The organism is Pantoea piersonii (assembly GCF_003612015.1).
GTDB classification, from domain to species: Bacteria; Pseudomonadota; Gammaproteobacteria; order Enterobacterales; family Enterobacteriaceae; genus Pantoea; species Pantoea piersonii.
This window is the reverse complement of record NZ_RARB01000009.1, coordinates 39,196-63,279: the sequence shown is the minus strand read 5'-3', so window position 1 is coordinate 63,279 and position 24,084 is coordinate 39,196. Positions and strand designations below refer to the sequence as shown.

Annotated in this window: 22 protein-coding genes and 1 pseudogene; 14 read left to right on the top strand and 9 right to left on the bottom strand. The window is 58.2% G+C overall.

The window, feature by feature from the left end:
- The first annotated feature begins 2 nt into the window (after positions 1-2).
- The 5 genes from D7S44_RS19645 to D7S44_RS19625 are packed head-to-tail and all read left to right on the top strand — an operon-like array spanning position 3 to position 4,249.
- The gene (locus tag D7S44_RS19645; RefSeq protein WP_120457751.1) at positions 3-1,280 is read left to right on the top strand and encodes an ATP-grasp domain-containing protein; all 1,278 of its coding nucleotides are present in this window, start codon (positions 3-5) and stop codon (positions 1,278-1,280) included.
- Entirely contained in the window at positions 1,277-1,975 is a 699-nt protein-coding gene (locus D7S44_RS19640; RefSeq protein WP_120457749.1) for a class II glutamine amidotransferase, read from the top strand. The genes D7S44_RS19645 and D7S44_RS19640 overlap by 4 nt, the downstream gene beginning before the upstream one ends.
- Positions 1,976-1,980: 5 nt before the next feature.
- Entirely contained in the window at positions 1,981-2,781 is an 801-nt protein-coding gene (locus D7S44_RS19635; protein ID WP_120457747.1) for a 2OG-Fe(II)-dependent halogenase WelO5 family protein, read from the top strand.
- 39 nt (positions 2,782-2,820) lie between these two features.
- Complete coding sequence (locus tag D7S44_RS19630) at positions 2,821-3,321, top strand: YbaK/EbsC family protein (RefSeq protein WP_120457745.1); 501 nt, start codon at positions 2,821-2,823, stop codon at positions 3,319-3,321.
- Positions 3,322-3,337: 16 nt separating this feature from the next.
- On the top strand, positions 3,338-4,249 hold the full coding sequence (locus D7S44_RS19625) for an EamA family transporter (RefSeq protein WP_120457743.1): 912 nt from the start codon (positions 3,338-3,340) through the stop codon (positions 4,247-4,249).
- 80 nt (positions 4,250-4,329) lie between these two features.
- Here the strand turns inward: D7S44_RS19625 and ibpA are convergent, their stop codons facing one another.
- Complete coding sequence (gene ibpA / locus D7S44_RS19620) at positions 4,330-4,746, bottom strand: small heat shock chaperone IbpA (protein WP_033755460.1); 417 nt, start codon at positions 4,744-4,746, stop codon at positions 4,330-4,332.
- A 286-nt stretch (positions 4,747-5,032) separates the two neighbouring features.
- On the opposite strand from ibpA, the gene D7S44_RS19615 reads away from it, so the two are divergent.
- Entirely contained in the window at positions 5,033-5,398 is a 366-nt protein-coding gene (locus tag D7S44_RS19615; protein WP_120457741.1) for a YceK/YidQ family lipoprotein, read from the top strand.
- Here the strand turns inward: D7S44_RS19615 and D7S44_RS19610 are convergent.
- The 7 genes from D7S44_RS19610 to dnaA all read right to left on the bottom strand — a co-directional run bounded on the left by D7S44_RS19610 (position 5,382) and on the right by dnaA (position 15,616).
- Positions 5,382-6,632, bottom strand: a complete 1,251-nt coding sequence (locus D7S44_RS19610; RefSeq protein ID WP_120457739.1) for a YidR family protein — start codon at positions 6,630-6,632, stop codon at positions 5,382-5,384. The two genes, D7S44_RS19615 and D7S44_RS19610, sit on opposite strands and share 17 nt — an antisense overlap.
- A gap of 47 nt (positions 6,633-6,679) precedes the next feature.
- On the bottom strand, positions 6,680-8,002 hold the full coding sequence (locus tag D7S44_RS19605; RefSeq protein ID WP_120457737.1) for an MFS transporter: 1,323 nt from the start codon (positions 8,000-8,002) through the stop codon (positions 6,680-6,682).
- Positions 8,003-8,301: 299 nt separating this feature from the next.
- Positions 8,302-9,111 (bottom strand): sugar-phosphatase, encoded by an 810-nt coding sequence (yidA, locus tag D7S44_RS19600; protein WP_120457735.1) that lies wholly within the window; start codon positions 9,109-9,111, stop codon positions 8,302-8,304.
- 263 nt (positions 9,112-9,374) lie between these two features.
- Positions 9,375-11,783 (bottom strand): DNA topoisomerase (ATP-hydrolyzing) subunit B, encoded by a 2,409-nt coding sequence (gene gyrB / locus D7S44_RS19595; protein WP_120457733.1) that lies wholly within the window; start codon positions 11,781-11,783, stop codon positions 9,375-9,377.
- Positions 11,784-11,800: 17 nt separating this feature from the next.
- Positions 11,801-12,889 carry a DNA replication/repair protein RecF gene (gene recF, locus D7S44_RS19590; RefSeq protein ID WP_120457731.1) on the bottom strand — a complete coding sequence of 363 codons (1,089 nt, stop codon included), beginning with the start codon at positions 12,887-12,889 and terminating at the stop codon, positions 11,801-11,803.
- A gap of 212 nt (positions 12,890-13,101) precedes the next feature.
- Entirely contained in the window at positions 13,102-14,202 is a 1,101-nt protein-coding gene (dnaN, locus tag D7S44_RS19585) for a DNA polymerase III subunit beta (RefSeq protein ID WP_120457729.1), read from the bottom strand.
- Positions 14,203-14,206: 4 nt separating this feature from the next.
- Positions 14,207-15,616 (bottom strand): chromosomal replication initiator protein DnaA, encoded by a 1,410-nt coding sequence (gene dnaA, locus D7S44_RS19580; protein WP_120457728.1) that lies wholly within the window; start codon positions 15,614-15,616, stop codon positions 14,207-14,209.
- Positions 15,617-16,214: 598 nt separating this feature from the next.
- On the opposite strand from dnaA, the gene rpmH reads away from it, so the two are divergent.
- The 7 genes and pseudogenes from rpmH to D7S44_RS19540 all read left to right on the top strand — a co-directional run bounded on the left by rpmH (position 16,215) and on the right by D7S44_RS19540 (position 21,871).
- Positions 16,215-16,355: a 50S ribosomal protein L34 gene (gene rpmH, locus D7S44_RS19570; RefSeq protein ID WP_003849659.1), complete on the top strand. Its 141-nt coding sequence runs from the start codon at positions 16,215-16,217 to the stop codon at positions 16,353-16,355.
- A 15-nt stretch (positions 16,356-16,370) separates the two neighbouring features.
- On the top strand, positions 16,371-16,730 hold the full coding sequence (gene rnpA / locus D7S44_RS19565; RefSeq protein ID WP_081140549.1) for a ribonuclease P protein component: 360 nt from the start codon (positions 16,371-16,373) through the stop codon (positions 16,728-16,730).
- A pseudogene (gene yidD / locus D7S44_RS19560) lies at positions 16,694-16,952 on the top strand (membrane protein insertion efficiency factor YidD). The gene rnpA and the pseudogene yidD overlap by 37 nt, the downstream one beginning before the upstream one ends.
- 2 nt (positions 16,953-16,954) lie before the next feature.
- Positions 16,955-18,601 (top strand): membrane protein insertase YidC, encoded by a 1,647-nt coding sequence (gene yidC, locus D7S44_RS19555; RefSeq protein WP_120457724.1) that lies wholly within the window; start codon positions 16,955-16,957, stop codon positions 18,599-18,601.
- A gap of 81 nt (positions 18,602-18,682) precedes the next feature.
- A complete protein-coding gene (gene mnmE / locus D7S44_RS19550; RefSeq protein WP_120457723.1) occupies positions 18,683-20,047 on the top strand; it encodes a tRNA uridine-5-carboxymethylaminomethyl(34) synthesis GTPase MnmE in 1,365 nt (454 codons plus the stop codon).
- Positions 20,048-20,364: 317 nt separating this feature from the next.
- A complete protein-coding gene (locus tag D7S44_RS19545; protein WP_120457721.1) occupies positions 20,365-20,955 on the top strand; it encodes a malonic semialdehyde reductase in 591 nt (196 codons plus the stop codon).
- A 166-nt stretch (positions 20,956-21,121) separates the two neighbouring features.
- On the top strand, positions 21,122-21,871 hold the full coding sequence (locus tag D7S44_RS19540; RefSeq protein ID WP_120457719.1) for a 4'-phosphopantetheinyl transferase family protein: 750 nt from the start codon (positions 21,122-21,124) through the stop codon (positions 21,869-21,871).
- A gap of 76 nt (positions 21,872-21,947) precedes the next feature.
- On the opposite strand, the gene D7S44_RS19535 is transcribed toward D7S44_RS19540, so the two are convergent.
- The gene (locus D7S44_RS19535; RefSeq protein ID WP_120457717.1) at positions 21,948-23,261 is read right to left on the bottom strand and encodes an NCS2 family permease; all 1,314 of its coding nucleotides are present in this window, start codon (positions 23,259-23,261) and stop codon (positions 21,948-21,950) included.
- 149 nt (positions 23,262-23,410) lie between these two features.
- On the opposite strand from D7S44_RS19535, the gene yieH reads away from it, so the two are divergent.
- On the top strand, positions 23,411-24,073 hold the full coding sequence (gene yieH, locus D7S44_RS19530) for a 6-phosphogluconate phosphatase (RefSeq protein ID WP_120457715.1): 663 nt from the start codon (positions 23,411-23,413) through the stop codon (positions 24,071-24,073).
- The last annotated feature ends 11 nt before the right edge of the window (positions 24,074-24,084 follow it).

Sequence of the window (24,084 nt, the reverse complement as noted above, 5' to 3'; positions counted from 1 at the left end):
CGATGAGAAAGGTCTTCCTGCAAATAGGCGCCACGCGCGACGGCCAGAATCCCTACTGCGAAGTGGCGAAGCGCGACGGCTACTTTACCGTGCTGGCGGAGATGAGCGATTTTATCGACTACCAGTCGCTCAGCCTGACGCTGCCGTTTGATCTAATTCTTCGCCTCGATCGTCCGGAAAATGCCTGGGAAGTGCTGCAGGCCTGTCTGCACGCCGGTCTGCTGGAGCATCCGCGCGTGGTGCTGGCCGGGTTCGAGGCTTACAACGCCAGCGCCGGTCGGGTGCGGGAAATTCTGGCCGGGCCCGATGCGCCGCGCACCTTTATCCCGCTGGATAAATATGCCCAGCGGATGGCGCTGAAAAAAGCCTGGCCGCGCTTTCCGCAGCCGGAGTTTCGCTTTTTCGCCTCGCCGCTCAGCATTCTCGATGCCCACCAGGCCTTGATCTATCCCTGTGTTATCAAGCCGGTGGACAGCGGCGGCGGGCTGGGGATCTGGCTGGTGGAAGCGCCCGAGCGGCTTGCCGGCATCGTGCAGAATCTGGAAGAGACGATGAATTACGGCGGCCGCAGCTTTAGCGGGTTTATCGTTGAGAGCTGGCTGGACGGCGACGAATATTCGCTGCAGGGCGTGGTGCATGAAGGTCATCCGTACGCCCTGACCTGCTGCCAGAAAGTGATTGAGCGGCATCGCGACGCGCAGGGCGGGATCAGCTTTTACGAATCCGGCCACGTCGCCGTCGCCGCCGAGCCGCTGCCGCCCGCGTTCGCCAGCCTGATGAGGCTCTGCTGTGAAACCTTCGACTACCGGCTCGGCGCCTTTCATATCGATTTTATCGTGGTGGATGGCGTGCCGCATTTTCTTGAAATGGGTTTTCGCCTTTCCGGCATGGGCGTAGTGAATCTGGTTGAGGAGGCGACCGGCATCAACTGGGTAGAGATCGCGTTTCGGCTTGAAGCGGGCGGCGAGATGCCCGCGCTGCGCTTCGCCGCGCCGCCGCGCGCCGTTGGCCAGCTGCGGCTGCGCCAGCCTGCTCAGCTCCGCCAGGCGGAAAGCTGGATTGCGGAACATCATCAGGGCGCGCTGCTGCCGCCGCTGACCTTTCCCGGTTTGCAGGTCTCACGGCGCTCGTCGCTCTATGCTGATTTAACGCGCCATGCGGGCATTCTCGGCACGCTGCGCCTGGCCGCCGACGGTCGTGACGATATTCTTGCCGTCTTTAACAACCTGGTACGCGCGACATCTCTACTCTCAGAAGGAAATTTATTGTGTGCAGAATGATTCTGGCGCAGGGCGAATTCAACGTGGCGCAGGTACTGGACGCGGCACGCGCCATGAGCTGCGGGGAAACCGCCTGTCATGATGGCCCGATTAAAGAGCACCCTAACGGCTGGGGATGTTTATGGCTGGAAGAGGGCGAGATCCGTACGCTGCGCGGCAGCGGCCCTTTTGCCGACGCGCTGCCCGATATTGATGTCGATCGTATCAAAGGACGTTTTCTGGCGGTGCATGTGCGCCACGCCACGCTGAGTACAAACCAGGGGCTGGAGTTCTCCCATCCGCTGCTGCGCGACAGCGCAGGTACGCGCTGGTACATGATGCATAACGGCTTTATGCCTAAGGTTTACGCTCACCTCGGCATGGCGGCGTCCCGCTTCGACTCCGCGGAATATCTGGAATATCTGGTGGATCGCATTACCCCCGCCGACTTTACGCGCGACTACCTGCGCGACAAGCTGGCTCAGGTCGAGCCGGGCGGTAGCGCGGGCAATGCGATTTTCGTCACGCGTGAACGCGCATGGGCGTGGCAGTGGCATCCGCAGGATACACCCTACCCACACTATTTTACGCTGCACGCACTGCAGCATGAGCGCTGCACCTATATTTCATCTGAACCTGTTCCAACACTGGGCGACGCCGCCAGCTGGCGACGCATGGCTAACCATGAACTACGCGAAATTCCTTTGGGGGAGTAAACATCATGGCCATTTTTAATCAGATACGCGTGATCAATCCCAGCATGTATGTAGAGAGAACCTGGCTGGACGACATTGTCACGGCGCGCGTGCCGCTGCTGGTGCTACGCAACTTCCTGACCGATGAGGAGCGTCAGGAGGTGGTAACAGATTTGCAGCGCTGCCGCGAGAAGATCCGCGTTTCGCACTATCCCAACGGCGCGTTGACTACGCTCGGCCCTTATCTGGCGAAACATACGGCCGCACCGGAAAACTATTTTACCGAATGGCGCGACATTGAGCCTGCGCTGCCACCCTCTCTCGCCGCACTGCGCCTGCAAATCTATGAGTGGGTGCGCCACGCGCTGAAGCTGGAGAGCCTGAAAACCGCCCATGAGCCGGAGCTGGGCGACTACGCCGGATCGATTGTGCGCTTCCATGCCAACGGCGTCGCCAATCCGCTGCACAACGACAATATCGTGCGTGACGCTGCCGACACCGGTCTGGCGGTGACGCAGATCCTGCACCAGCTCAGCTGCGTGGTCTGCCTGCAGGAGTGCAACGCGGGCGGCGAGCTGCGCATTTTCAATAAAAAATGGGCACCGGAAGATGAACGTTTCAAAACGCCAGGCGAGCTGGGCTACCAGAGCGGCGTGGTGGCGCAGAGCGAAACCTGCGAATTCTCGCCGCGCAGCGGCGATATCTACCTGTTTAATCCCGCCTTTTACCATGAAATCGATCGCGTCGAGGGCGATACCCGCATAACCATGGGCTTCTTTTTCGGCCTGACCGATAAAAAAATGAAACACGCGATTGCGTGGAGCTGACGCCCGACGACGCGCAGCCTTGCAAAACGAGGAGAACAGATGACGACCTTTTCAAAAATTACCGCACTGCTGGATCGGCATAAGGCGGATTATCGCGTAGTGGAGCATGAGGCGATCGGCCAGACCGACACCATCAGCGCGCTGCGCGGCAATGCGCTTAACCAGGCGGCGAAGGCGATGGTGCTGGAAGTCACGATGCCGGAAGGCGGCGGATCGCGCTTCCTGCTGGCGATTGTGCCGGGCGACTGCAAAATCAATTTCAAAAGCGCGGCGCGCGCTATCGGCGGTAAAAAGTCGAGCTTCGCTGCGCCTGAGATGGCGCAGTCGCTGACCGAGTGCGTGATGGGCGCGGTGCCACCGTTTAGTTTTGATGACCGGCTGGCACTGCGCGTCGATACGCGTCTGCGCGACGTCGGCACGCTGTGGTTTAACGCTGGCGCGCTGGAAAAATCGATCGCCCTTAATGCAGATGACTATCGCCATATTGTAGGTGAAGACTGCTATGCCGATATCGCCACGCCGGTAGCGGTTAGCGCCTGAAGGCAGAGGAAAGGTTATGTCAGCCAAAGATATGTTGCTGGCGCTCTGCGTTGTGGTGGCGTGGGGCGTCAATTTCGTGGTGATTAAGCTCGGCTTACAAGGCATGCCGCCTTTTTTGCTGGCGGGTTTGCGCTTTACCCTGGTGGCGTTTCCGGCGATCTTTTTTGTCTCTCGCCCCGCCATTCCGCTGCGCTGGCTGGTGGTTTACGGTATGACCATCAGCTTTGGCCAGTTCGCTTTTCTGTTTCTTGCCATCAAGCTCGGCATGCCTGCCGGGCTCGCCTCGCTGGTGCTGCAGGCGCAGGCGTTTTTCACGCTTTTGCTGGGCGCGCTGCTGCTGGCGGAAAAGCTGCGCTGGAACCATATCGCAGGCGTGCTGATCGCGACGCTGGGGATGTTTATGCTGGCGACGGCGGGCATGGAGGGTCAGTCGGCTGCGGGCATCACGCTGACGACCATGATGCTGACGCTGGCGGCGGCGCTATCGTGGGGGCTGGGCAATATCACCAATAAGATCATTCTGCGCAACCGCAAGGTGCCGGTGATGTCGCTGGTGGTCTGGAGCGCGCTGGTGCCGGTGCTGCCCTTTTTCGCCTGCTCATGGTACTTCGAAGGCGAAAGCGCTATTTTCTTTAGCCTGACGCACATCTCGCTGCAAACCGTACTGGCGCTGATCTATCTTGCCTTTATCGCCACCATCGTCGGCTACGCCATCTGGGGCAACCTGCTTAGCCGCTATGAAACCTGGCGCGTGGCGCCGCTGTCGCTGCTGGTGCCGGTCGTCGGCATTCTCAGCGCCGCGCTGGTGCTGGACGAACGGCTTTCGGCGCAGCAGATGCTGGGCGCGGCGGTGATTATCTTCGGCTTGCTGGTCAATGTCTTTGGCGGCCTGATAAGCCAGCGCCTGGCGATGCGCACCCATCCATAATGGCGTGCCTGGCATCTGTCGCACTGAGTATGAAAAACAAAAACGCCGCAGAAGCGGCGTTTTTTTCTCGTTGATGCTGATTAGTTTAGGATTTCAATCCGGCGCGGTTTCGCCTCTTCAGGGACGATACGTTCCAGATCGATGCTCAACAGGCCATTTTCCAGGCGTGCGTCGCGAACCACAATGTGGTCAGCCAGCTGGAATTTGCGCTCGAAGTTGCGTTCGGCAATCCCCTGATAGAGATATTTACGCTCGGTCTGCTCTTCAGGATGGGCGCCGCGTACGATCAGTACGTTGTCGTGAGCGGTAATATCCAGTTCGTTCTGGGCAAAGCCCGCCACCGCAATAGTGATGCGATAGTGGTTTTCGCTAACCAGTTCAACGTTGTATGGAGGATAACCACCATTGCTCTGGTTCTGGTTGGATTCCAGCAGGTTAAACAAGCGATCAAAACCGATAGCAGAGCGATAAAGGGGAGCAAGATCAAAATTACGCATGGAATGACTCCTGATATTCAGCAAGTTTTGGCAACCTTCCACCATGGACAGGTTGTGCGGCGCCCCGATGTCCCTGTCGGCGACAGCGAGTGCGTCCGTAGCTTAAAAATGGGTATGCCCAATCCGCTTTCAAGAGGCGAATCGCAATTTTTTTCGCCATTCTGCTGAAGTGGCATACACTCAGGGGACCTTTCGTCTGACATAACGCACCTCGCCGTAGAGTGAGGATGTTAACGGATAAGCTAACTCAGCCGGGGCGAACGCCACAGTTGAAGGGACGATGAAGATGAAATTATTAAAAGCATTTCCTCTGGCAGGCGCGCTGGCCTGCTGCACCTTTACCCTTACCGGGTGCTCCAGCGTAATGTCACATACCGGCCCGAGTCAGGGCTACTATCCGGGCACGCGCGCCAGCGCTGATATTCTGGTTGACGATCACAGCAGCTGGGTGCTTAAACCGCTGGCGCTGATCGATCTGCCCTTCTCCGCCGTACTGGATACGCTGCTGCTGCCCTGGGATTACGCGCGCAGCGACGAAGACAAATCGATCGACTCCCCGCGAGAGCGCATCCTTCAGAGCGAAAAGCTGAACCACACGCAGGAGAATCTGGCGCAGGCCGCGCCCTATCCAGCGGTCAGGCCAGCACAGTAAAGAGCTGTCGCCAGCCATCGACCTCACGCATAAAGGCGATCTTTTCTCCGTCCGGCGACCAGACGACCGCGTCGCCGCTCGGCGGCTGTTCGCTGCGGGCGGTCAGCGGCTGGCAGGCGCCGCTGCTGATATCGCAGCGCATAATCTGGTTATCGCTGATAAAGGCGACGGCGGCGCCCTGAGGATGCCAGCTAAATGCCGACTGCACCGAATGCGTCAGCCGCGTCACCTGTCGCGGCGCGCCCCCATTGGGCGACACCGTCCAGAGCTGAACCACCTCTTGCTCATCCGCCATTAAAAAGGCGATGGCGCTGCCGTCAGGCGCGCTGCGTAGCCAGTGGCGCGGCTGCTGAGCCAGCCCGCGCGTAAAGGTCAGGCGACGCTGCCGCACGCCAGCGGGCGGTGCCGGCAGGCGGCTTTCCGTTCCCTCCAGCGGTTCGTCGCCCGGCATGGCGTAATCTTCCAGCGCCTCCGGCAGATCGACGACAAAGACCTCCGGCTGTTTTTCACCGGCGGCGGAGAGCGTGTCACCGATAAAGGCGATAGCCCATCGCTGCCAGCTGCCGTCCGGCTTCTGATAGCCGCGCGCGCCGATCCAGCCCTCTTCATATGCGCGATTAATCTCGTCGCTGCCCGGACGCGGCGTCGCGGTAGTGCGGCTGATCAACACGCTGAAGTGGCTGCCGCTATATTCGCGGGGATGCTGCCTGACCGGCGCGACCGCGCGCAGCGGCACCGCAACGCCGACGTTGCGCAGATCCTCTTTCAGGTCTTTTTCATGCATCACATGATCGTTGTAGGTAAAGCTGATGCGCGAGCCGTCAGGGCTGTAGAGATGCACATGCGAGCCGCCGCGCAGCGCGCCGGGCGTAAAGGGCGGCGTGATATCGCAGGCGTCGAGATTCTGCGCCTGGCCGTTTTGCACAATCACACCGCGCCGGTGATGAAAATCGTAATGCCACGTTTCGTCAGGATGTTCCGGTCCATGAATGCAGAGATAGCGCGGCGGCAGATCCGGGCTGACGGTCACGACGCCCACATGCGCGCCGTCGGTTGCCTGATAAAGCACCTCAACCGCGCCGGTCTCTACATTGACGCGTTCAATGGTCTCGCTGGTAAAGGAGGCGCCCGACGGTCGAACGTCGAAAGCCAGCCACAGGCTGTCGGCGGTCCAGACGTTGCTGTTGGTAAGCTGATGATGTCGCGGGCTGAAGGTGATCTGTTTTTCGCGCATAGGGCAACCTGACTAAAAATGTTGCCCCACACGCTACGCCAAAAGCGTTAAAGATGCAGCTTTGATTTTGTCTGCGGCAGCGACGCGGCGGTGCCCTCAATCGACCGTTTACGCCCGACGAACAGCCCCAGCACGCCGCCGAGGATAAGCGCGCCTGCCACAATCAGCAGACCGTCGTTATAGCTGCTGGTGGCGTCTTTAATACGTCCCATCACCGGCGGAAAACCCAGCCCGGCAATATTTGCCACCGCATTAATCAGCGCCACCGACGCCGCGCCCGCCACGCCGGATACCGTTTCGGTGGTGACCGCCCAGAAGACCGGGGTGATCGCCCAGTTCAGACCCACCATCAATACCAGCAACAGGTAGGCCATCCATTGTTGCGGTACCGCCAGCGCCGCCAGCAGCAGCATACCCGACGCCATCAGCGGCAGGCCGAGATGGCGTGCCCGTTCGCCGGTGCGATCGGAATGTCGTCCGTTAAGATACATAAAAATGCAGGCGAACAGGAAAGGCACCGCCGACAGCAGGCTAACGGTCAGGTTGCTGCGATCCGCCGCCACGGCTTTCACAATCAGCGGCAAAAACAGCGTAATGCCGATGGTGCCGAAAGCCTGCAGCAGCCACAGCAGGCTGAGCGTCCAGACGCGCCTGCTTTTCAACGCTACGCGCCAGTCGTGATCGTTGAGCGCCGAATGCTGCTCGTCGCGCGCCAGCGTCTGCTGCAGATAACTGCGCTGCTCTGCCGTCAGCCAGCGCGCCCTGGCTGGCGCATCGTCCAGATAAAACCAGGTGACAACCCCCAGCACAAACGCCGGGATGCCCTCCAGCAGAAAGAGCCAGCGCCAGCCTTCGACGCCCAGCATACCGTGCAGATTAAGCAGGCTGCCGGAGAGCGGCAGCCCGATGACCGACGCCAGCGCCGCGCCGATATAAAACAGCGACATCGCGCGGGCGCGGTCGCTGCGCGGGTACCAGCAGCTCAGGTAAAAAATGATGCCGGGCGTAAAGCCAGCCTCCGCCGCCCCAAGCAAAAAGCGCATCACGTAGAGCTGCGTTGGCGTCTGCACCAGGCTCATGCCGGCAGCGATAATGCCCCAGCTCACCATGATGCGCGCGATCCAGCGGCGTGCGCCGACGCGCGTCATCAGCACATTGCTCGGCACCTCAAAAATGATGTAAGTGACATAGAAAATACCGGCTGCGATGCCGTACATTTCGGCGGTCATCGCTAAATCGGCGTTCATTTGCAGCGCGGCGACCGAGATATTGGCGCGGTCGATATAGGCGATCAGATAAAGCACCATGATAAAAGGCATGATGCGCAGGTTCATTTTCTTAATAGTGCTGAGGTGAAGATGGTTGTTCATCGTGAGGTCCTCAGGTCGAGTAGGATAACAGCGGTAAGTAAGTTTTTGATTTATATGTTTTATATTTAATGCCGCGGCGTAGCGGCGTAGCGCATTTCGACCGCGTCAGCGCGTCGATGTGGTGCGACCAACCTTCAGTGACTGGCTCGTCTTAGCCAACAAGGAGTGAGGCTGATTGTAGTACTCAAAAACAAAGTTGTACTACAATGAAGATCACAAAACAGACAACCCAGACCCGCAGGCCTGAGCAGGAAGCGAAAAATGCGAGGTCGGACGGCGGATCGCCGTCCGTGAGGGGATTACAGCACTAGCTCTTCGATAGCGTGCGCGACGCCATCTTCCATATTGGTTTTGGTGACGAACTGCGCGATCTGCTTAACAGAGTCGATGGCATTGCCCATCGCGACGCCCATTCCGGCGTATTCGATCATCGCCAGGTCGTTCTCCTGGTCACCGATCGCCATAACTTCATCGCGCGCCAGACCGAGTTTTTCCGCCAGCATTTTAACGCCCTGGCCTTTATTGACCCGACGATCGAGGATTTCCAGATAGTAAGGCGCGCTCTTGAGGATGGTGTAAGTCTGCTGGGCTTTAGCTGGCAGGCGCTGGATAGCGGCATCCAGCAGATCGGGTTTATCGATCATCATCAGCTTGGGAAAACGCGTCGCGCGGTCCATCTCCTCAACCGAGCGATAGCGCACCGGGATACCGGTCAGGCTCGCTTCATGAATGGTGTATTCGCTGAGATCTTTGTTTGGCGTATAGAGGGACGATTTGTCGAACGCCTGGAAATGTACGCCCAGCTCGCGCGACAGCTGTTCGATGTAGAGGTAGTCGTCAAAACCCAGCGTAATTTCCGCTACGCATTCGCCATCTTTTGCCTGCTGCACCAGCGCGCCGTTGTAGCTGATGCAGTACTGCCCCTCGTCGACCAGACCGAGCTCCATCAGGTAGCGCTGTATCCCTACGTAGGGACGACCGGTCGCCAGCACCACGGCAACGCCTTTTTTATGCGCGCGATCGATAGCTGATTTTACGCCAGCGGTGATCTCGTGCTGCGGGTTAAGCAGCGTGCCGTCCATATCAATTGCAACCAGTTTAATCGCCATAGCTTCCTCGTTGATTCGGGGTTTGGCTTAAATGCTAGCGCGATTCAGCTCACAATGACCACTTTCGTGATGATTCAGGCATAAAAAAACCCTTCCGGTCAGGAAGGGTCTGAAGACAGGGTGCCTACGTGGGTGACGGAAACCGATCGCAAAGTCGCTCAAGGCATCCTTGCTCGCTCGGCCCGCGACATCCCTGTCGCGGGACGCTTTGCTCTTCGGTTCCCGTCACCCGCGCTTTGGCTTTATCCGCCGTCTGTCGATCGTTAGATATCGATATTTGCCGCTTTCAGCGCATTCTCTTCGATAAAGGCGCGGCGCGGCTCAACCGCATCGCCCATCAGCGTGGTGAAGAGCTGATCGGCGGCGATGGCGTCCTTGATGGTAACGCGCAGCATACGACGGCTGTCTGGATCCATCGTGGTTTCCCACAGCTGCTCGGCGTTCATCTCGCCAAGACCTTTATAACGCTGTACCGACAGACCGCGACGCGACTCTTTCACCAGCCATTCGATAGCTTGCTCAAAGCTGTCGACCGGCTGACGGCGTTCGCCGCGCTCGATGTAGGCGTCTTCTTCAATCAGGCCGCGCAGCTTCTCGCCCAGCGCGTTGATTTTGCGATATTCCGGCCCCTGAATAAACTCGGCGTCCAGCGTGTAGTCGGTATCGACGCCGTGCGTGCGCACGCGCAGTACCGGTTCGAAGATATTCTGCTCGCGGTTGGCGCGTACCTGGGCGACATAGCTGCTGCCATGGGTTTCACGCTCGCCCAGGAAGGCCACCAGCTCATCCAGCCAGGTCTGAACCTCCGCCTCATTGCTCAGGTCAGCCAGCGTCGGATGGTAAACCAGCGCGCGCAGCAGGGCGACCGGATAACGGCGCTCCATACGCTTGATCATCTTCTGCGTGCTGTTGAACTCCGCGACCAGGTTTTCCAGCGGCTCGCCGCCCAGCGCCGGTGCGCTGGCGTTGGTGTGCAGGGTGGCGCCGTCCAGCGCGATGGCGATCTGATACTGATCCATCGCCTCATCATCTTTGATGTACTGTTCCTGCTTGCCTTTCTTCACCTTGTAGAGCGGCGGCTGCGCGATATAAACGTGGCCGCGCTCGATGATTTCCGGCATCTGACGATAGAAGAAGGTCAACAGCAGCGTACGAATGTGCGAGCCGTCGACGTCCGCATCGGTCATGATGATGATGCTGTGGTAGCGCAGCTTGTCCGGGTTGTATTCGTCACGGCCGATGCCGCAGCCCAGCGCGGTAATCAGCGTCGCCACTTCCTGTGAAGAGAGCATCTTGTCGAAACGCGCTTTCTCTACGTTAAGGATTTTACCCTTCAGCGGCAGGATCGCCTGATTCTTACGGTTACGCCCCTGTTTCGCCGAGCCGCCTGCGGAGTCACCCTCCACCAGGTAAATTTCAGAAAGCGCCGGATCGCGCTCCTGGCAATCCGCCAGTTTGCCCGGCAGGCCTGCCAGATCGAGCGCGCCTTTACGACGTGTCATTTCGCGTGCGCGACGGGCCGCTTCACGGGCGCGCGCCGCATCGATGATCTTGCCGACCACGATTTTGGCGTCACTCGGGTTTTCCAGCAGGTATTCGCTCAGCAGCTCGTTCATCTGCTGTTCCACCGCCGATTTCACTTCGGACGAGACCAGCTTGTCTTTGGTCTGCGAGGAGAACTTCGGATCCGGCACTTTGACCGAAACGACCGCAACCAGGCCTTCGCGAGCGTCATCGCCGGTGGCGCTGACTTTCGCTTTCTTGCTGTAGCCCTCTTTATCCATATAGGCGTTCAGCGTACGCGTCATCGCCGCACGGAAACCAGCCAGGTGCGTACCGCCGTCGCGCTGCGGAATGTTGTTGGTGAAGCAGTAAATATTCTCCTGGAAGCCATCATTCCACTGCAGCGCCACTTCCACGCCAATGCCGTCTTTCTCGGTCGAGAAATAGAATACATTCGGGTGGATAGGGGTTTTGTTCTTATTCAGATACTCAACAAACGCCTTGATGCCGCCTTCGTAATGGAAGTGATCGGCTTTGCCGTCACGTTTGTCTTCCAGACGAATCGATACGCCAGAGTTGAGGAACGACAGTTCGCGCAGGCGCTTCGCTAGGATTTCGTACTCGAAATCGGTAACGTTGGTAAAGGTGTCATGGCTTGGCCAGAAACGCACGCGGGTGCCGGTCAGATCGGTTTCACCCGTAACATGCAGCGGTGCCTGCGGCACGCCGTGCACGTAGGTCTGCTGATGCACTTTGCCTTCGCGGCGAATGGTCAGCTCCAGTTTCTGCGACAGGGCATTAACTACCGAGACGCCCACGCCGTGCAGACCGCCCGACACTTTATAAGAGTTGTCGTCGAACTTGCCGCCTGCGTGCAGCACGGTCATGATCACTTCCGCAGCGGAAACGCCCTCTTCTTCGTGAATGCCGGTGGGGATACCACGGCCATCATCCTGAACGGAAACGGAATTATCGGCATGAATGGTCACGACGATATCACTACAGTGACCGGCGAGCGCTTCGTCGATTGCGTTATCCACGACCTCGAATACCATGTGGTGCAGACCGGTGCCGTCATCCGTATCGCCGATATACATACCCGGACGTTTGCGTACCGCATCCAGCCCTTTCAGAACTTTGATACTTGAGGAGTCATAAGAATTCGACATCAACGTTTCTCGCTCATTTAATCTTCAGGTTGAACCGCTATTTTACCCTGTTCCACGCGGAACATCTTGCCCTTTTCGTCACTCATATCGATGACATGATCGGTGGCGATAGCGCTGACAAACACCTGAGCCTGCGTGGCTTTCAGTCGTTGCGCCAGCAGGCGCCGACGGCTGTCGTCCAGCTCGGAAGCGAAGTCATCAATCAGGTAAAGACAGCGGCGTCCGCTCTGGCGCGTCAGGAACTCGCCCTGCGCCAGACGCAATGCACACATCAATAATTTTAACTGGCCGCGCGACAGCAGATCTTCGACCGGCGTGCCGTCGGCGCGAATGCGGAAATCCGCTTTATGCGGGCCGCTGGCGGTATAGGTCAGGGCGCGATCGCGCTCGAAATTGCGCTCCAGCAGCTCGCCGTAGGCGCTCTCTTTATCCCAGCCGCGCTGGAAAGAGAAATTCAGCGCAAACTCCGGCAAGAATTGCCCGCAGGTGGCGACAATCTCCGTTGAGATAGCCTCGCTGTATTCGGCGCGCCACTGGCTGATCTGTTCCGCTAACGGCACCAGCTCCTGGTCCCAGGCGCGGATCTGGCTATAGCGCGTGACCTGGCGCAGCGCGGCGTTGCGCTGCTTCAGCAGCCGCCGCAAATTGCTCCAGGCGTTAAAGAAACCGGGCGTGTTATGAAAACAGCCCCAGTCGACATAGGCTCTACGGTATTTGGGGCCGCCGTTGAGCAAAGTAAACCCCTCTGGCGTAATTAACTGCATCGGCAGCAGCTGCGCCAGCTCCGCGACTTTGTGTCCGTCGCTGCCGTCGATGCGCACCTTGCTGTCGCCGGCGCGGTTCTTCGTCAGACCCACCGAGATTTCACGCTCGCTGCTGCCTTCAATTCGGCCATGGAGCACAAAAGCGGCCTCATCGTGACGGATTACGCGGCCAGCCTGCAAGCTGCGAAACGCGCGGCCATGGCCCAGCGTATAGATCGCCTCCAGCACGCTGGTTTTGCCGCTGCCGTTCGCGCCGACCAGGAAATTGAATCCCGGCGCCAGCGCCAGATCGGCCTGTTCGATATTACGAAAGTCTTTGATAAGGAGGCGGGTTAAAGCCATGAATCAGTCCAGCGTGAAGGCAATTAAGAGGTGTCGCGTCTTCGCGATCCAGGGCGTCAACGGCGAAGCGAGTTAGCCCGATATCGACCTGACCAGGCCGTCGTCGCTACTTTGCGTCTCGCCAGCGCCCAGCCACCCGAGCGTACTGAAGTAGGTGAGGATGGCAAGCACTGCCGGGACGCAAAATAGTCAGTAAGCCAGAACGATATATTCTACAACCGCATAGGCATGACGACGTAGGCGGCAGCCGGGCTCGCCACATCTTCAATCTGCACGCTCGATACCGAATCCGTCAGCAGCAGACGCACATTTTCGCACTTCAGCGCGTTCAGCACGTCCAGCACATAGCTAACGTTAAAACCGATCTCCAGCTCGCTGCCGCCGTAGGTCACGTCGAGCATCTCTTCCGCCTCTTCCTGTTCAGGGTTATTGGCGGTGATCTTAAGCTGATTTTCGGTGATATAGAGGCGAACGCCGCGGAATTTCTCATTCGACAGAATGGCGGCGCGCGCAAAGGCCTGCTTAAGGATATCGCAGCCCGCTTCCAGCGACTTATCCGGGTTTTTCGGCAGAACGCGACGATAGTCCGGGAAACGGCCATCCACCAGCTTTGAAGTAAAGATAAAGTCGCCGACGTGCGCGCGAATATTGCTGCTGCCGATCTGGACCTGCAGCGGCGTTTCGCCGCCGTCCAGCAGGCGCACCAGCTCAATTACGCCTTTACGCGGCACGATCACCGAATGGTTCGGCAGCGCCTGGCCAATCGGCATTGAGCAGACCGCCAGACGGTGACCGTCGGTCGCTACGGTGCGCAGCTCCTCGCCTTCAGTCTCAAACAGCATGCCGTTGAGGTAATAGCGCACATCCTGATGCGCCATAGAGAACTGCGTCGCTTCGATCAGGCGCTTCAATGTCGCCTGCGGCAGGGTGAATTCCACCTCGCTCTGCCAGTCATCCAGATTGGGGAAGTCGCTGGCCGGCAGGGTCGAGAGCGAAAAACGGCTGCGGCCGGAGCGCACCAGCATGCGTTCGCCTTCCAGCGTAACGTTGATCTCCGCGCCTTCCGGCAGTCCGCGACAGATATCGAGGAATTTACGCGCCGGCACGGTGGTTGCGCCCGGCTCGTGCGGCTGGGCCAGCGCCACGCGCGCCACCATCTCCATTTCCAGATCGGTACCGGTCAGCAACAGCGTACCGTCGTTGACCTGCATCAGCAGATTTCCCAGGATCGGCAGCGTCGGACGACCGCCTAACGGGCCGCTGACTTGCTGCAGCGGCTTTAGCAACTGCTCACGTTCAACAATAAATTTCATAGCGTCAGGAGGATAATGTTCGGATGAGATTAGAGAAATCTTCTTTTATGTCGTGGCTCTCTTCGCGCAGCTGCTCGATTTTACGGCAGGCGTGAAGCACCGTGGTATGGTCGCGGCCGCCAAAGGCGTCGCCGATCTCCGGCAGACTGTGGTTCGTCAGCTCTTTCGCCATCGCCATCGCCATCTGGCGTGGGCGCGCGACCGAGCGCGAACGGCGCTTGGAAAGCAGATCCGCGACCTTAATTTTGTAATACTCGGCCACCGTCTTCTGGATATTATCGATGGTGACCAGCTTTTCCTGCAGCGCCAGCAGATCGCGCAGCGCTTCGCGCACAAAATCGATGGTGATGGCGCGACCGGTAAAGTTCGCATTGGCGATCACGCGGTTCAGCGCCCCTTCCAGCTCGCGCACGTTGGAGCGCAGCCGCTTGGCGATAAAAAAGGCGACTTCGCCCGGCAGACGAATATCGTTTTCATCCGCTTTTTTCATCAGGATCGCCACGCGCGTTTCCAGCTCCGGCGGCTCGATGGCGACCGTCAGTCCCCAGCCGAAGCGCGACTTAAGACGATCTTCCACGCCGTTAATCTCTTTAGGATAACGGTCTGACGTCAGAATGATTTGCTGATTGCCTTCCAGCAGCGCGTTGAAGGTGTGGAAAAACTCCTCCTGCGAGCGCTCTTTATTGGCAAAGAACTGAATGTCATCGATCAGCAGCGCATCAACGGAGCGGTAGTAGCGTTTAAATTCTTCAATCGCGTTGTTTTGTAACGCTTTCACCATGTCCTGCACAAAACGTTCGGAGTGCATATAGACCACTTTGGCATTCGGCTTGCGCGCGATAATACCGTTGCCGACCGCGTGCAGCAGGTGGGTTTTGCCCAGGCCTGTGCCGCCATAAAGGAAAAGCGGGTTGTAGGCGCCGCCAGGATTGTCCGCCACCTGTCGCGCCGCCGCGCGCGCCAGCTGGTTAGATTTACCCTCAACGAAGTTATCGAAGTTATGGCGGTTATTCACATTGGAGCGGTAAGTTACGTCGGCTGGTGCCGGAACGTTGTCCCAGCTTGGGCGCAGAAGCTGCGCTGGCGCCGGACGGCTCTCGACCGGCGCAGGCGCGCTGACGCTCGCCATCGCTGGCTGGCTCATGGCCGCTGGCTGCTGTTGCTGTGTAGCACGCGTTCCCACTTCAAAACGCAGCAAAGGTACGTCCACGCCGCAGAATTCATTCAGCAGCCCGTTGATATTATTAATGTATTTATCTCGTACCCAGTCGAGCACAAACCGATTTGGTGCATACAAGGCCAGCGTATTGTCGTTTAACTCCGCCTGCAGCGGTCGAATCCACATGCTGAATTCGGTGGCAGGAAGCTCATCCTGCAAACGGGCAAGACACTGTTGCCAGAGCGTAAGTGACACGGCGGACTCCACTTGTACAAAATCGATAAGAAATAGTAGGCGCTAATAAAGAAACGTTCATTTTTGACACAGACGGTAGAAAGCGCCTGCGACCGCTATCAGCGGTTTCCGTCCCTGGGATCGCGACCGGATCGTCAGCGGAAGGGCGGATCATAGCGCAAAGCGAGTCAGAGATCTTCACTTTCTACACAGTTTTGATCCTTTTTATCCACAGGCCGTGGACAGGTAAAACAGTTTACGCCTGCTGGCGAAAAAAGCTGCGGGGTTTGGCGGAAAAAGAGTGGTTTTTCAGGCAGCCTCTCGTTTTTGCAGTAACGACCCCCGACCCGATCGTAAGAAGATCCCGCTGGATCCTTGCGCTTTAAAGCGGAGGCCGTATAATTCTTCCCCCGGCGTTGTCGCGCTATGCCCAATGCCCGGACTCAGCGGGCTGTATCCGGGTTTCCAGGTACCGCGACCAGCGAAGTAAATTGACTCCGGACTGTACAATTATTACAATCCCGCCTCTTTATTAAAGACACATTGAGGCGTCGGTCGTTTTACTGGCCCACAAAACGCGTCACCCAGTGAAATTTTTCAAGTTTAGGTAGAAATCGCCATGAAACGCACTTTTCAACCGTCCGTACTGAAGCGCAACCGTTCTCACGGCTTCCGTGCTCGTATGGCAACCAAAAATGGTCGTCAGGTTCTGGCACGTCGTCGTGCTAAAGGCCGTTCTCGTCTGACCGTTTCTAAGTAATAAAAGCTAACCCTCGTGGTTAAGCTCGCATTTCCCAGGGAGTTACGTTTGTTAACTCCCACTCATTTCACTTTCGTCTTCCAGCAGCCACAACGGGCTGGCACGCCGCAAATTACCATACTCGGCCGCCTTAATTCGCTGGGGCATCCCCGCATCGGTCTTACCGTCGCTAAAAAGCACGTCAAGCGCGCGCACGAACGCAACCGGATCAAACGTCTGACCCGTGAAAGCTTTCGTCTGCGTCAGCATGAATTGCCAGCGATGGATTTCGTCGTCGTGGCGAAAAAGGGGATTGCCGATCTCGACAACCGTACGTTGGCGGAAGCGTTGGAGAAGTTATGGCGTCGTCACTGTCGCCTGGCGCGCGGCTCCTGATCGTCCTGATCCGCGTCTATCAGCGCGGCATCAGCCCCTTGCTGGGACCGCACTGCCGGTTTCAGCCAACCTGCTCTCATTATGGAATTGAGGCGTTACGCAGGTTTGGCCTGATAAAAGGCAGTTGGTTGACATTCAAACGCGTATTAAAATGCCACCCTTTGAACCCGGGTGGTGACGATCCTGTGCCGCCAAAAAACCTTTGATACCAGAGAACATTAACGATGGATTCGCAACGCAATCTTTTTCTCATCGCTTTTCTGTTCGTGTCTTTCATGATCTGGCAAGCCTGGCAGACGGACCACGCTCCGCAGCCGCAGCAGACCCAGACCACGCAGAACACCAACAGCGCAGCAGGTGATGCCGCCAGCCAGGGCGTACCGGCCAGCGGCCAGGGCAAAACGATCACCGTTAAGACTGATGTCCTGTCATTGAATATCAACACCCGCGGTGGCGATGTTGAGCAAGCTCAGCTGCTGACCTACCCAGCTAAACTGGGTTCCGATGAGCCGTTCCAGCTGCTGGAAACCACGCCGTCCTTCGTTTATCAGGCACAGAGCGGGCTGACTGGCCGCAACGGTCCGGATAACCCGAACAACGGCGCGCGTCCGCTGTTCACCGCCGCTCAGGATCACTTTGAAATGGCCGATGGCCAGACCGAGCTGCGCGTGCCAATGACCTACACCGCCGAAAACGGCGTGGTCTACACGAAAACCTTCGTCTTCAAGCGCGGCGAGTTTGCGGTGGACGTGGATTATCACGTTAACAACACCACTCAGCAGCCGCTGGAAGTGTCACTGTTCGGCCAGCTGAAGCAGACCATCGATCTGCCTAAGCATCGCGATACCGGCAGCAACAACTTTGCGTTGCATACCTTCCGCGGCACGGCGTACTCCACCAGCGAAGAGAAGTACGAAAAATATAAGTTCGATAAGATTGCGGATAACGAAAACCTGAACGCGACCACCAGCAACGGCTGGGTGGCGATGCTGCAGCAATATTTTGCTACCGCATGGGTACCGCGTACCGCAGGCAACAATGCGCTCTATACCAGCAACCTGGGCAACGGCATTGCGGCGATCGGCTATAAATCCGCACCTGTTACTGTCGCTGCGGGTCAGCAGCAGGATCTGGGCGCAACCCTGTGGGTCGGTCCGGAAATTCAGGACAAGATGGCTGCCGTCGCGCCGCATCTCGACCTGACTGTCGATTACGGCTGGCTGTGGTTTATCTCTCAGCCGCTGTTTAAGCTGCTGAAGTTCCTGCACAGCTTTATCGGCAACTGGGGCTTCTCCATTATCGTCATTACCTTTATCGTGCGCGGCATCATGTACCCGCTGACCAAAGCGCAGTACACCTCGATGGCGAAAATGCGCATGCTGCAGCCGAAGATTCAGGCGATGCGCGAGCGCCTGGGCGACGACAAGCAGAAGCAGAGCCAGGAGATGATGGCGCTGTATAAAGCGGAAAAAGTTAATCCGCTTGGCGGCTGTCTGCCGCTGGTTATCCAGATGCCGATCTTCCTTGCGCTCTATTACATGCTCTCTGGTTCGGTAGAACTGCGCCATGCGCCGTTTGTCCTCTGGATCCATGACCTGTCGGCGCAGGACCCCTACTACATCCTGCCGATTCTGATGGGCATCACCATGTTCTTCATTCAGAAGATGTCACCGACCACCGTGACCGATCCGATGCAGCAGAAGATCATGACCTATATGCCGGTTATCTTTACCGTGTTCTTCCTGTGGTTCCCGTCAGGTCTGGTGCTGTACTACATCGTCAGCAACCTGGTAACCATTCTCCAGCAGCAGCTGATTTATCGCGGGCTGGAAAAACGCGGCCTGCATAGCCGCGACAAGAAGAAGGCGTAACGCGCTTACGCCCGTCTGACAATCTGGTTTACCCTGAGGCGGTCATTACGACCGCCTTATTTTTTAGCGAGAGAAAATCCCATGAGCCACAGCGATACTATCGTCGCCCAGGCGACGCCTCCCGGACGCGGCGGCGTCGGTATTTTGCGTATCTCCGGCGCGCGCGCTGCTGAGGTGGCGCAGCAGGTGCTCGGCAAACTGCCGAAGGCGCGCTACGCCGACTATCTGCCGTTCAAAGACGCCGACGGCAGCGTACTGGATCAGGGCATCGCGCTGTGGTTCCCTGGCCCAAACTCCTTTACCGGCGAAGATGTACTGGAGCTGCAGGGACACGGTGGCCCGGTGATCCTCGACCTGCTGCTGAAACGCATCGTGGCGCTGCCCGGCGTGCGCATCGCCCAGCCGGGTGAGTTCTCTGAGCGCGCCTTTCTTAATGACAAGCTCGATCTGGCGCAGGCCGAGGCTATCGCCGATCTGATTGACGCCAGCTCTGAGCAGGCGGCGCGTTCAGCGGTCAACTCGCTGCAGGGCGCTTTCTCGACCCGCATCAACCTGCTGGTCGAGGCGCTGACTCATCTGCGCATCTATGTCGAAGCAGCTATCGACTTCCCTGATGAAGAGATCGATTTTCTTTCCGACGGCAAGATTGAAGCGCAGCTTGATGAGGTGATGGCCGATCTTGATGGCGTGCGCGCCGAAGCGCGGCAGGGAAGCTTGCTGCGTGAAGGCATGAAGGTAGTGATCGCTGGTCGTCCGAACGCCGGCAAGTCGAGCCTGCTCAATGCGCTGGCCGGACGCGAAGCGGCGATCGTCACCGATATCGCCGGCACCACGCGCGACGTGCTGCGCGAGCATATTCATATCGACGGCATGCCGCTGCATATCATCGATACCGCCGGGCTGCGTGAAGCCAGCGATGAGGTCGAGCGTATCGGCATCGAGCGCGCCTGGCAGGAGATTGAGCAGGCGGATCGCGTGCTGTTTATGGTCGACGGCACCACGACCGACGCCACGGAAGCGGCGCAGATCTGGCCCGACTTCGTTTCGCGCCTGCCTGCGGCGTTGCCGATTACCGTTGTACGCAACAAAGCGGACGTTACCGGCGAAACGCTGGGCCTGACGGAAGTAAATCATCACTCACTTATCCGCCTCTCGGCGCGCACCGGCGCGGGCGTGGACGTACTGCGCGACCACCTGAAGCAGTCGATGGGCTTTTCCGGCAATATGGAAGGCGGCTTCCTGGCGCGCCGACGCCATCTCCAGGCGCTGGAGTTAGCAGCTACTCACTTACAGCAGGGCAAGGCGCAGCTGCTGGGCGCATGGGCGGGCGAGCTGCTGGCGGAAGAGCTGCGGCTGGCGCAGCAGGCCCTGAGCGAAATCACCGGCGAGTTTACCTCCGACGATTTGCTGGGCAGGATATTCTCCAGCTTCTGTATCGGTAAGTAAGCGCTTAAACGCGCCTTCCCTCCACAATCAGCCGCCGGACATGGGCCGTTTCCTGAGCCAATGTCCGGCGCTGCGCATTCTCCCTACTGTCTGTTCAGTCGAAACCTGTTACCTGGCGGAACAGGTAAATCAGCGTCATGTACGCAGCATCCGGCACAAAACCGTATCGATTTACGTCCCGCTTATTTGCGCCGTTCTCATTTGGCGGCGAACCGCTGTTGGAGTATAAACGGTAAGAAACCCCATCGGTTTTCCCGGATACGCCTTCAATATGGCAAGCCTCAGGCGGCCGTTTCCGCCCGACAAAGGAGAGTAAAATGCATACACCGCTCGATAATTCCGCACTGGACCAGCTGTTTAACGAGGCCCGTACCCACAGCTACTGGCAGGACAAAGCCATTGAGGCTGGCGTGCTGGAGCAGCTCTACGCGCTGACCGCTCTTGGCCCAACCTCGGCCAACTGCTCGCCTGGCCGCTTTGTCTTTGTCACCTCGCAGGAGGGCAAAGAGAAGCTGAAACCGGCGCTCTCATCCGGCAACCTGGAAAAGACCATGACCGCGCCGGTTACGGTGATCGTCGCCCATGACCTGACGTTTTATGAGCAGCTGCCGCAGCTGTTCCCGCACGCCGATGCGCGCAGCTGGTTTACCGGCAACACAGAGCTGGTGAAAGAGACCGCCTTTCGCAACAGCAGCCTGCAGGCGGGTTATCTGATACTGGCCGCGCGTTCGCTCGGACTGGACGCCGGTCCGATGTCTGGTTTCAATCCGTCGAAAATCAACGAGGCGTTTTTTACAGGCAGCAGCTGGCAGGTAAATATGTTGATTAACCTCGGTTACGGCAACCATGAAAAGCTGCATCCACGCCTGCCGCGCCTGCGTTTTGAACAGGCATGCAAATTTGCCTGACGGCAACGAGCCGCTGCGCCCTTGCGTAGCGGCTTCCTTCTTCCCGCCGCCTTTTATCAGTCAATTCCGAATATGATGCCATTGTGTTCCATGCCAGATGCAATGTGCTCAGAAAATTCTTACAATGCGCCCTGATGATTAAGTGACCATTTTCACGGAGCGACAGATGGCGGGTCATTTTGTACGTTGGATGGGCGATCGCGGCATTGTGGCCGACGCTATGCGCATGCCGCAGGATGTGATTGATCAGGCGCGACAGCTTCCTGACAAACACCGCGGTCGCTTTCTTATTGCCCGTCTGATGCTGGCGCAGCTAATGATGCGCGTTTACGGCATAACTACCCTTCCAGCCCTCGTTACCCAGCCCAACGGCCGCCCGGCCTTTGCCGATCGTGATTTGCCTGATTTTAGCATCGCCTATGCCGGAAACATGGTCGGCGTGCTGCTGGCTGAAGAAGGCGGACGCGCCGGACTGGATATGGAGATCGTTCGCGCCCACAGCCGACAGACGCAGGAGCAGCTGATGCAGTCGCTTACGTCAGGCGAGCGCACCTGGATTAATGCGCAACAGGATTTTATGGAAGCGGTGACGCAAATCTGGACGCTGCGCCAGAGCATTCTCAAGCTGACCGGCGAAGGCAGCGACAATATGGCTTCGCTGCGGTTGCAGCCTGCGGCCGGCCGCCTCCGCTCGACGATTTACCCCGATATTCAGGCGGTGTGCGATGCGGAGCCGACGCTGGTATGGTCATGCGCCCTGTCGCCCGCGACCCAGCGTCTGCATTTATGGGAAATCGATGCCTCGCAACAGTGGCATGCGTTGCGCGACGTAGAGATGAGTAAACCCAATATCGGACCGCGCACGCTGCGTCTGACCAGCTCGCCGCTGGAACGCAGCGCCCATCCTGAAATGTAAAAAAGGCCGCGTAAGCGGCCTTTAATTTTTCTGGCGGAGGGTGCCAGCGCGGGCGAGATATCGCCCGAGCAGTGTGTTAATGCCCGTCGATAAAGGCGATTTTCAACACAAACAGCAGCGCCACAACCACCACGCAGGGGCTGATCTCGCGCCAGCGGCCAGTGCCCAGCTTCATCACGCAGTAGGCGATAAAGCCCAGCGCAATACCTTCGGTAATCGAGAAGCTGAACGGCATCATCGCCGCAGTAACAAAAGCCGGTACCGCTTCAGTCAAATCGTCCCAGCGCACGCGCGACAGGCTGGCGGTCATCAGTACGCCAACATAAATCAGCGCGCCTGCGGCCGCATAGCCTGGCACCATCGCCGCCAGCGGCGAGAGAAACATCACCAGCAGGAAAAGCACGCCGGTCACCACCGCCATCAGGCCGGTGCGGCCGCCAGTCGCCACGCCGGACGAACTTTCGATGTAAGCGGTCACTGACGAGGTACCCGCCAGCGCACCGGTTACTGAGCTGAAGCTGTCAACGAACAGCGCCTGCTTCATGCGCGGGAACGTGCCTTTCTCATCGGTGAGGCCCGCTTTATCGGTTACGCCAATCAGGGTGCCGGAGGAGTCAAACAGGTTGACCAGCATAAAGGAGAAAATCACGCCCGCCATGCCGATATTGAACGCGCCTTTAATGTCCGCCTGCCCTAATACGCTGCTGACTGCAGGCGGCGCAGAGAAGAGGCCGACATATTTCACATCGCCCAGCGCCCAGCCGATTGCTGTGGTAATGATCATCGAGATCAGCACCGCCGCATGGATATTGCGCGACGCCAGAATCGCGATAATAAAGAAGCCGAGCGCGCCGAGCAGGACGCTGTGCGAGGTCAGATTACCCACGGCGGCGATAGTATCGGGATTCGCCACGATAATACCGGCGTTTTTCAGCCCCATCATGGCGATGAAAAGGCCGATGCCAGCGGTAATGCCGACGCGCAGGCCCAGCGGAATATTGGCGATCATCCAGTAGCGCACGCGCAGCAGCGTCAGGATCAACAGGCCCAGCGCACCCCAGAAAATCGCGCCCATACCGACCTGCCACGAGTAGCCCATCGCGCCAACCACCACAAAGGCGAAAAAGGCGTTCAAGCCCATCGCCGGTGCCAGCGCCACCGGCAGGTTGGCGACCAGCCCCATCAGAATACTGCCGAAGGCGGCGATCAGACAGGTAGTGACGAATACCGCCTGGGTATTCATGCCCGCCACGCCAAGAATCTGTGGATTTACAAAGACGATGTAGACCATCGTCAGGAATGTGGTGACACCGGCGATAATCTCGGTGCGCACCGTAGTGCCATGTTCCTGCAGCTTGAAAACGCGCTGCAAAAGGCCTTGTTTACTCATGCCAGCGATCCTGATGAAAAGAACTCGGCGCGTATCCTGACCGCTTTGCCGCGGCAATACAATGATTTTTCGCAACCGTTTCCGGGATCGCAATCTGCGGCGATTAGGTTAAAGTGTGTGCTCTCCCGAAATCAGAAGGATAGCGACAGATGTCAGTAGAGTGTGTGTTTTTTGACTGCGACGGCACCCTGGTGGACAGCGAATTGCTCTGTACCCAGGCTTACGTCAACACCTTCGCCCGCTACGGAATAAGCTGCTCACTGCAGGAGATGTTCGAAAAATATAAAGGCGTCCAGCTCTACGACATTATCCGCGACGTGGCTGAAACACATCACGCCTCGCTGCCGCAGGCAGCGTTTGAAACCGATTACCGCGCCGAGGTGGCGCGCCTGTTCGACGCGTCCCTGACGCCGATCCCCGGCGCAAAAGCGCTGGTGGAGAAAATTACCGTACCGATGTGTGTCGTCTCTAACGGCACGGTAAAGAAGATGCAACACTCGCTGGGACTGACCGGTATGCTGCCCTGGTTTAACCAGCGCCTCTTCAGCGGCTACGATATCTCGCGCTGGAAGCCCGATCCCGGACTGATGTATTACGCCGCCGAACAGATGCAGGTGCCTGTCGAGCGCTGCATTCTGGTCGATGATTCAGAAGCGGGCGCCCGCGCTGGCATTGCGGCAGGCATCCCGGTGTTTTACTACTGCGCAGACGCACATAATCCTGACATCGATCACCCGCTGGTGACGCGCTTTACCGATATGGCGGAACTGCCCGCGCTGTGGCAGGCGCGCGGCTGGCAGTTAACGGACTGACGGCGGATGCG

Excerpts from the sequence above, each read along its gene's own strand:
- yieH (WP_120457715.1), top strand. The coding sequence starts at position 23,411 with ATGTCAGTAGAGTGTGTGTTTTTTGACTGCGACGGCACCCTGGTGGAC.
- D7S44_RS19605 (WP_120457737.1), bottom strand. The coding sequence starts at position 8,002 with ATGAACAACCATCTTCACCTCAGCACTATTAAGAAAATGAACCTGCGC.
- D7S44_RS19610 (WP_120457739.1), bottom strand. The coding sequence starts at position 6,632 with ATGCGCGAAAAACAGATCACCTTCAGCCCGCGACATCATCAGCTTACC.
- dnaN (WP_120457729.1), bottom strand. The coding sequence starts at position 14,202 with ATGAAATTTATTGTTGAACGTGAGCAGTTGCTAAAGCCGCTGCAGCAA.
- rpmH (WP_003849659.1), top strand. The coding sequence starts at position 16,215 with ATGAAACGCACTTTTCAACCGTCCGTACTGAAGCGCAACCGTTCTCAC.
- D7S44_RS19540 (WP_120457719.1), top strand. The coding sequence starts at position 21,122 with ATGGCGGGTCATTTTGTACGTTGGATGGGCGATCGCGGCATTGTGGCC.
- mnmE (WP_120457723.1), top strand. The coding sequence starts at position 18,683 with ATGAGCCACAGCGATACTATCGTCGCCCAGGCGACGCCTCCCGGACGC.
- yidA (WP_120457735.1), bottom strand. The coding sequence starts at position 9,111 with ATGGCGATTAAACTGGTTGCAATTGATATGGACGGCACGCTGCTTAAC.
- D7S44_RS19630 (WP_120457745.1), top strand. The coding sequence starts at position 2,821 with ATGACGACCTTTTCAAAAATTACCGCACTGCTGGATCGGCATAAGGCG.
- D7S44_RS19535 (WP_120457717.1), bottom strand. The coding sequence starts at position 23,261 with ATGAGTAAACAAGGCCTTTTGCAGCGCGTTTTCAAGCTGCAGGAACAT.
- D7S44_RS19545 (WP_120457721.1), top strand. The coding sequence starts at position 20,365 with ATGCATACACCGCTCGATAATTCCGCACTGGACCAGCTGTTTAACGAG.
- ibpA (WP_033755460.1), bottom strand. The coding sequence starts at position 4,746 with ATGCGTAATTTTGATCTTGCTCCCCTTTATCGCTCTGCTATCGGTTTT.
- recF (WP_120457731.1), bottom strand. The coding sequence starts at position 12,889 with ATGGCTTTAACCCGCCTCCTTATCAAAGACTTTCGTAATATCGAACAG.
- gyrB (WP_120457733.1), bottom strand. The coding sequence starts at position 11,783 with ATGTCGAATTCTTATGACTCCTCAAGTATCAAAGTTCTGAAAGGGCTG.
- D7S44_RS19640 (WP_120457749.1), top strand. The coding sequence starts at position 1,277 with ATGATTCTGGCGCAGGGCGAATTCAACGTGGCGCAGGTACTGGACGCG.
- yidC (WP_120457724.1), top strand. The coding sequence starts at position 16,955 with ATGGATTCGCAACGCAATCTTTTTCTCATCGCTTTTCTGTTCGTGTCT.
- D7S44_RS19615 (WP_120457741.1), top strand. The coding sequence starts at position 5,033 with ATGAAATTATTAAAAGCATTTCCTCTGGCAGGCGCGCTGGCCTGCTGC.
- D7S44_RS19635 (WP_120457747.1), top strand. The coding sequence starts at position 1,981 with ATGGCCATTTTTAATCAGATACGCGTGATCAATCCCAGCATGTATGTA.
- D7S44_RS19645 (WP_120457751.1), top strand. The coding sequence starts at position 3 with ATGAGAAAGGTCTTCCTGCAAATAGGCGCCACGCGCGACGGCCAGAAT.
- D7S44_RS19625 (WP_120457743.1), top strand. The coding sequence starts at position 3,338 with ATGTCAGCCAAAGATATGTTGCTGGCGCTCTGCGTTGTGGTGGCGTGG.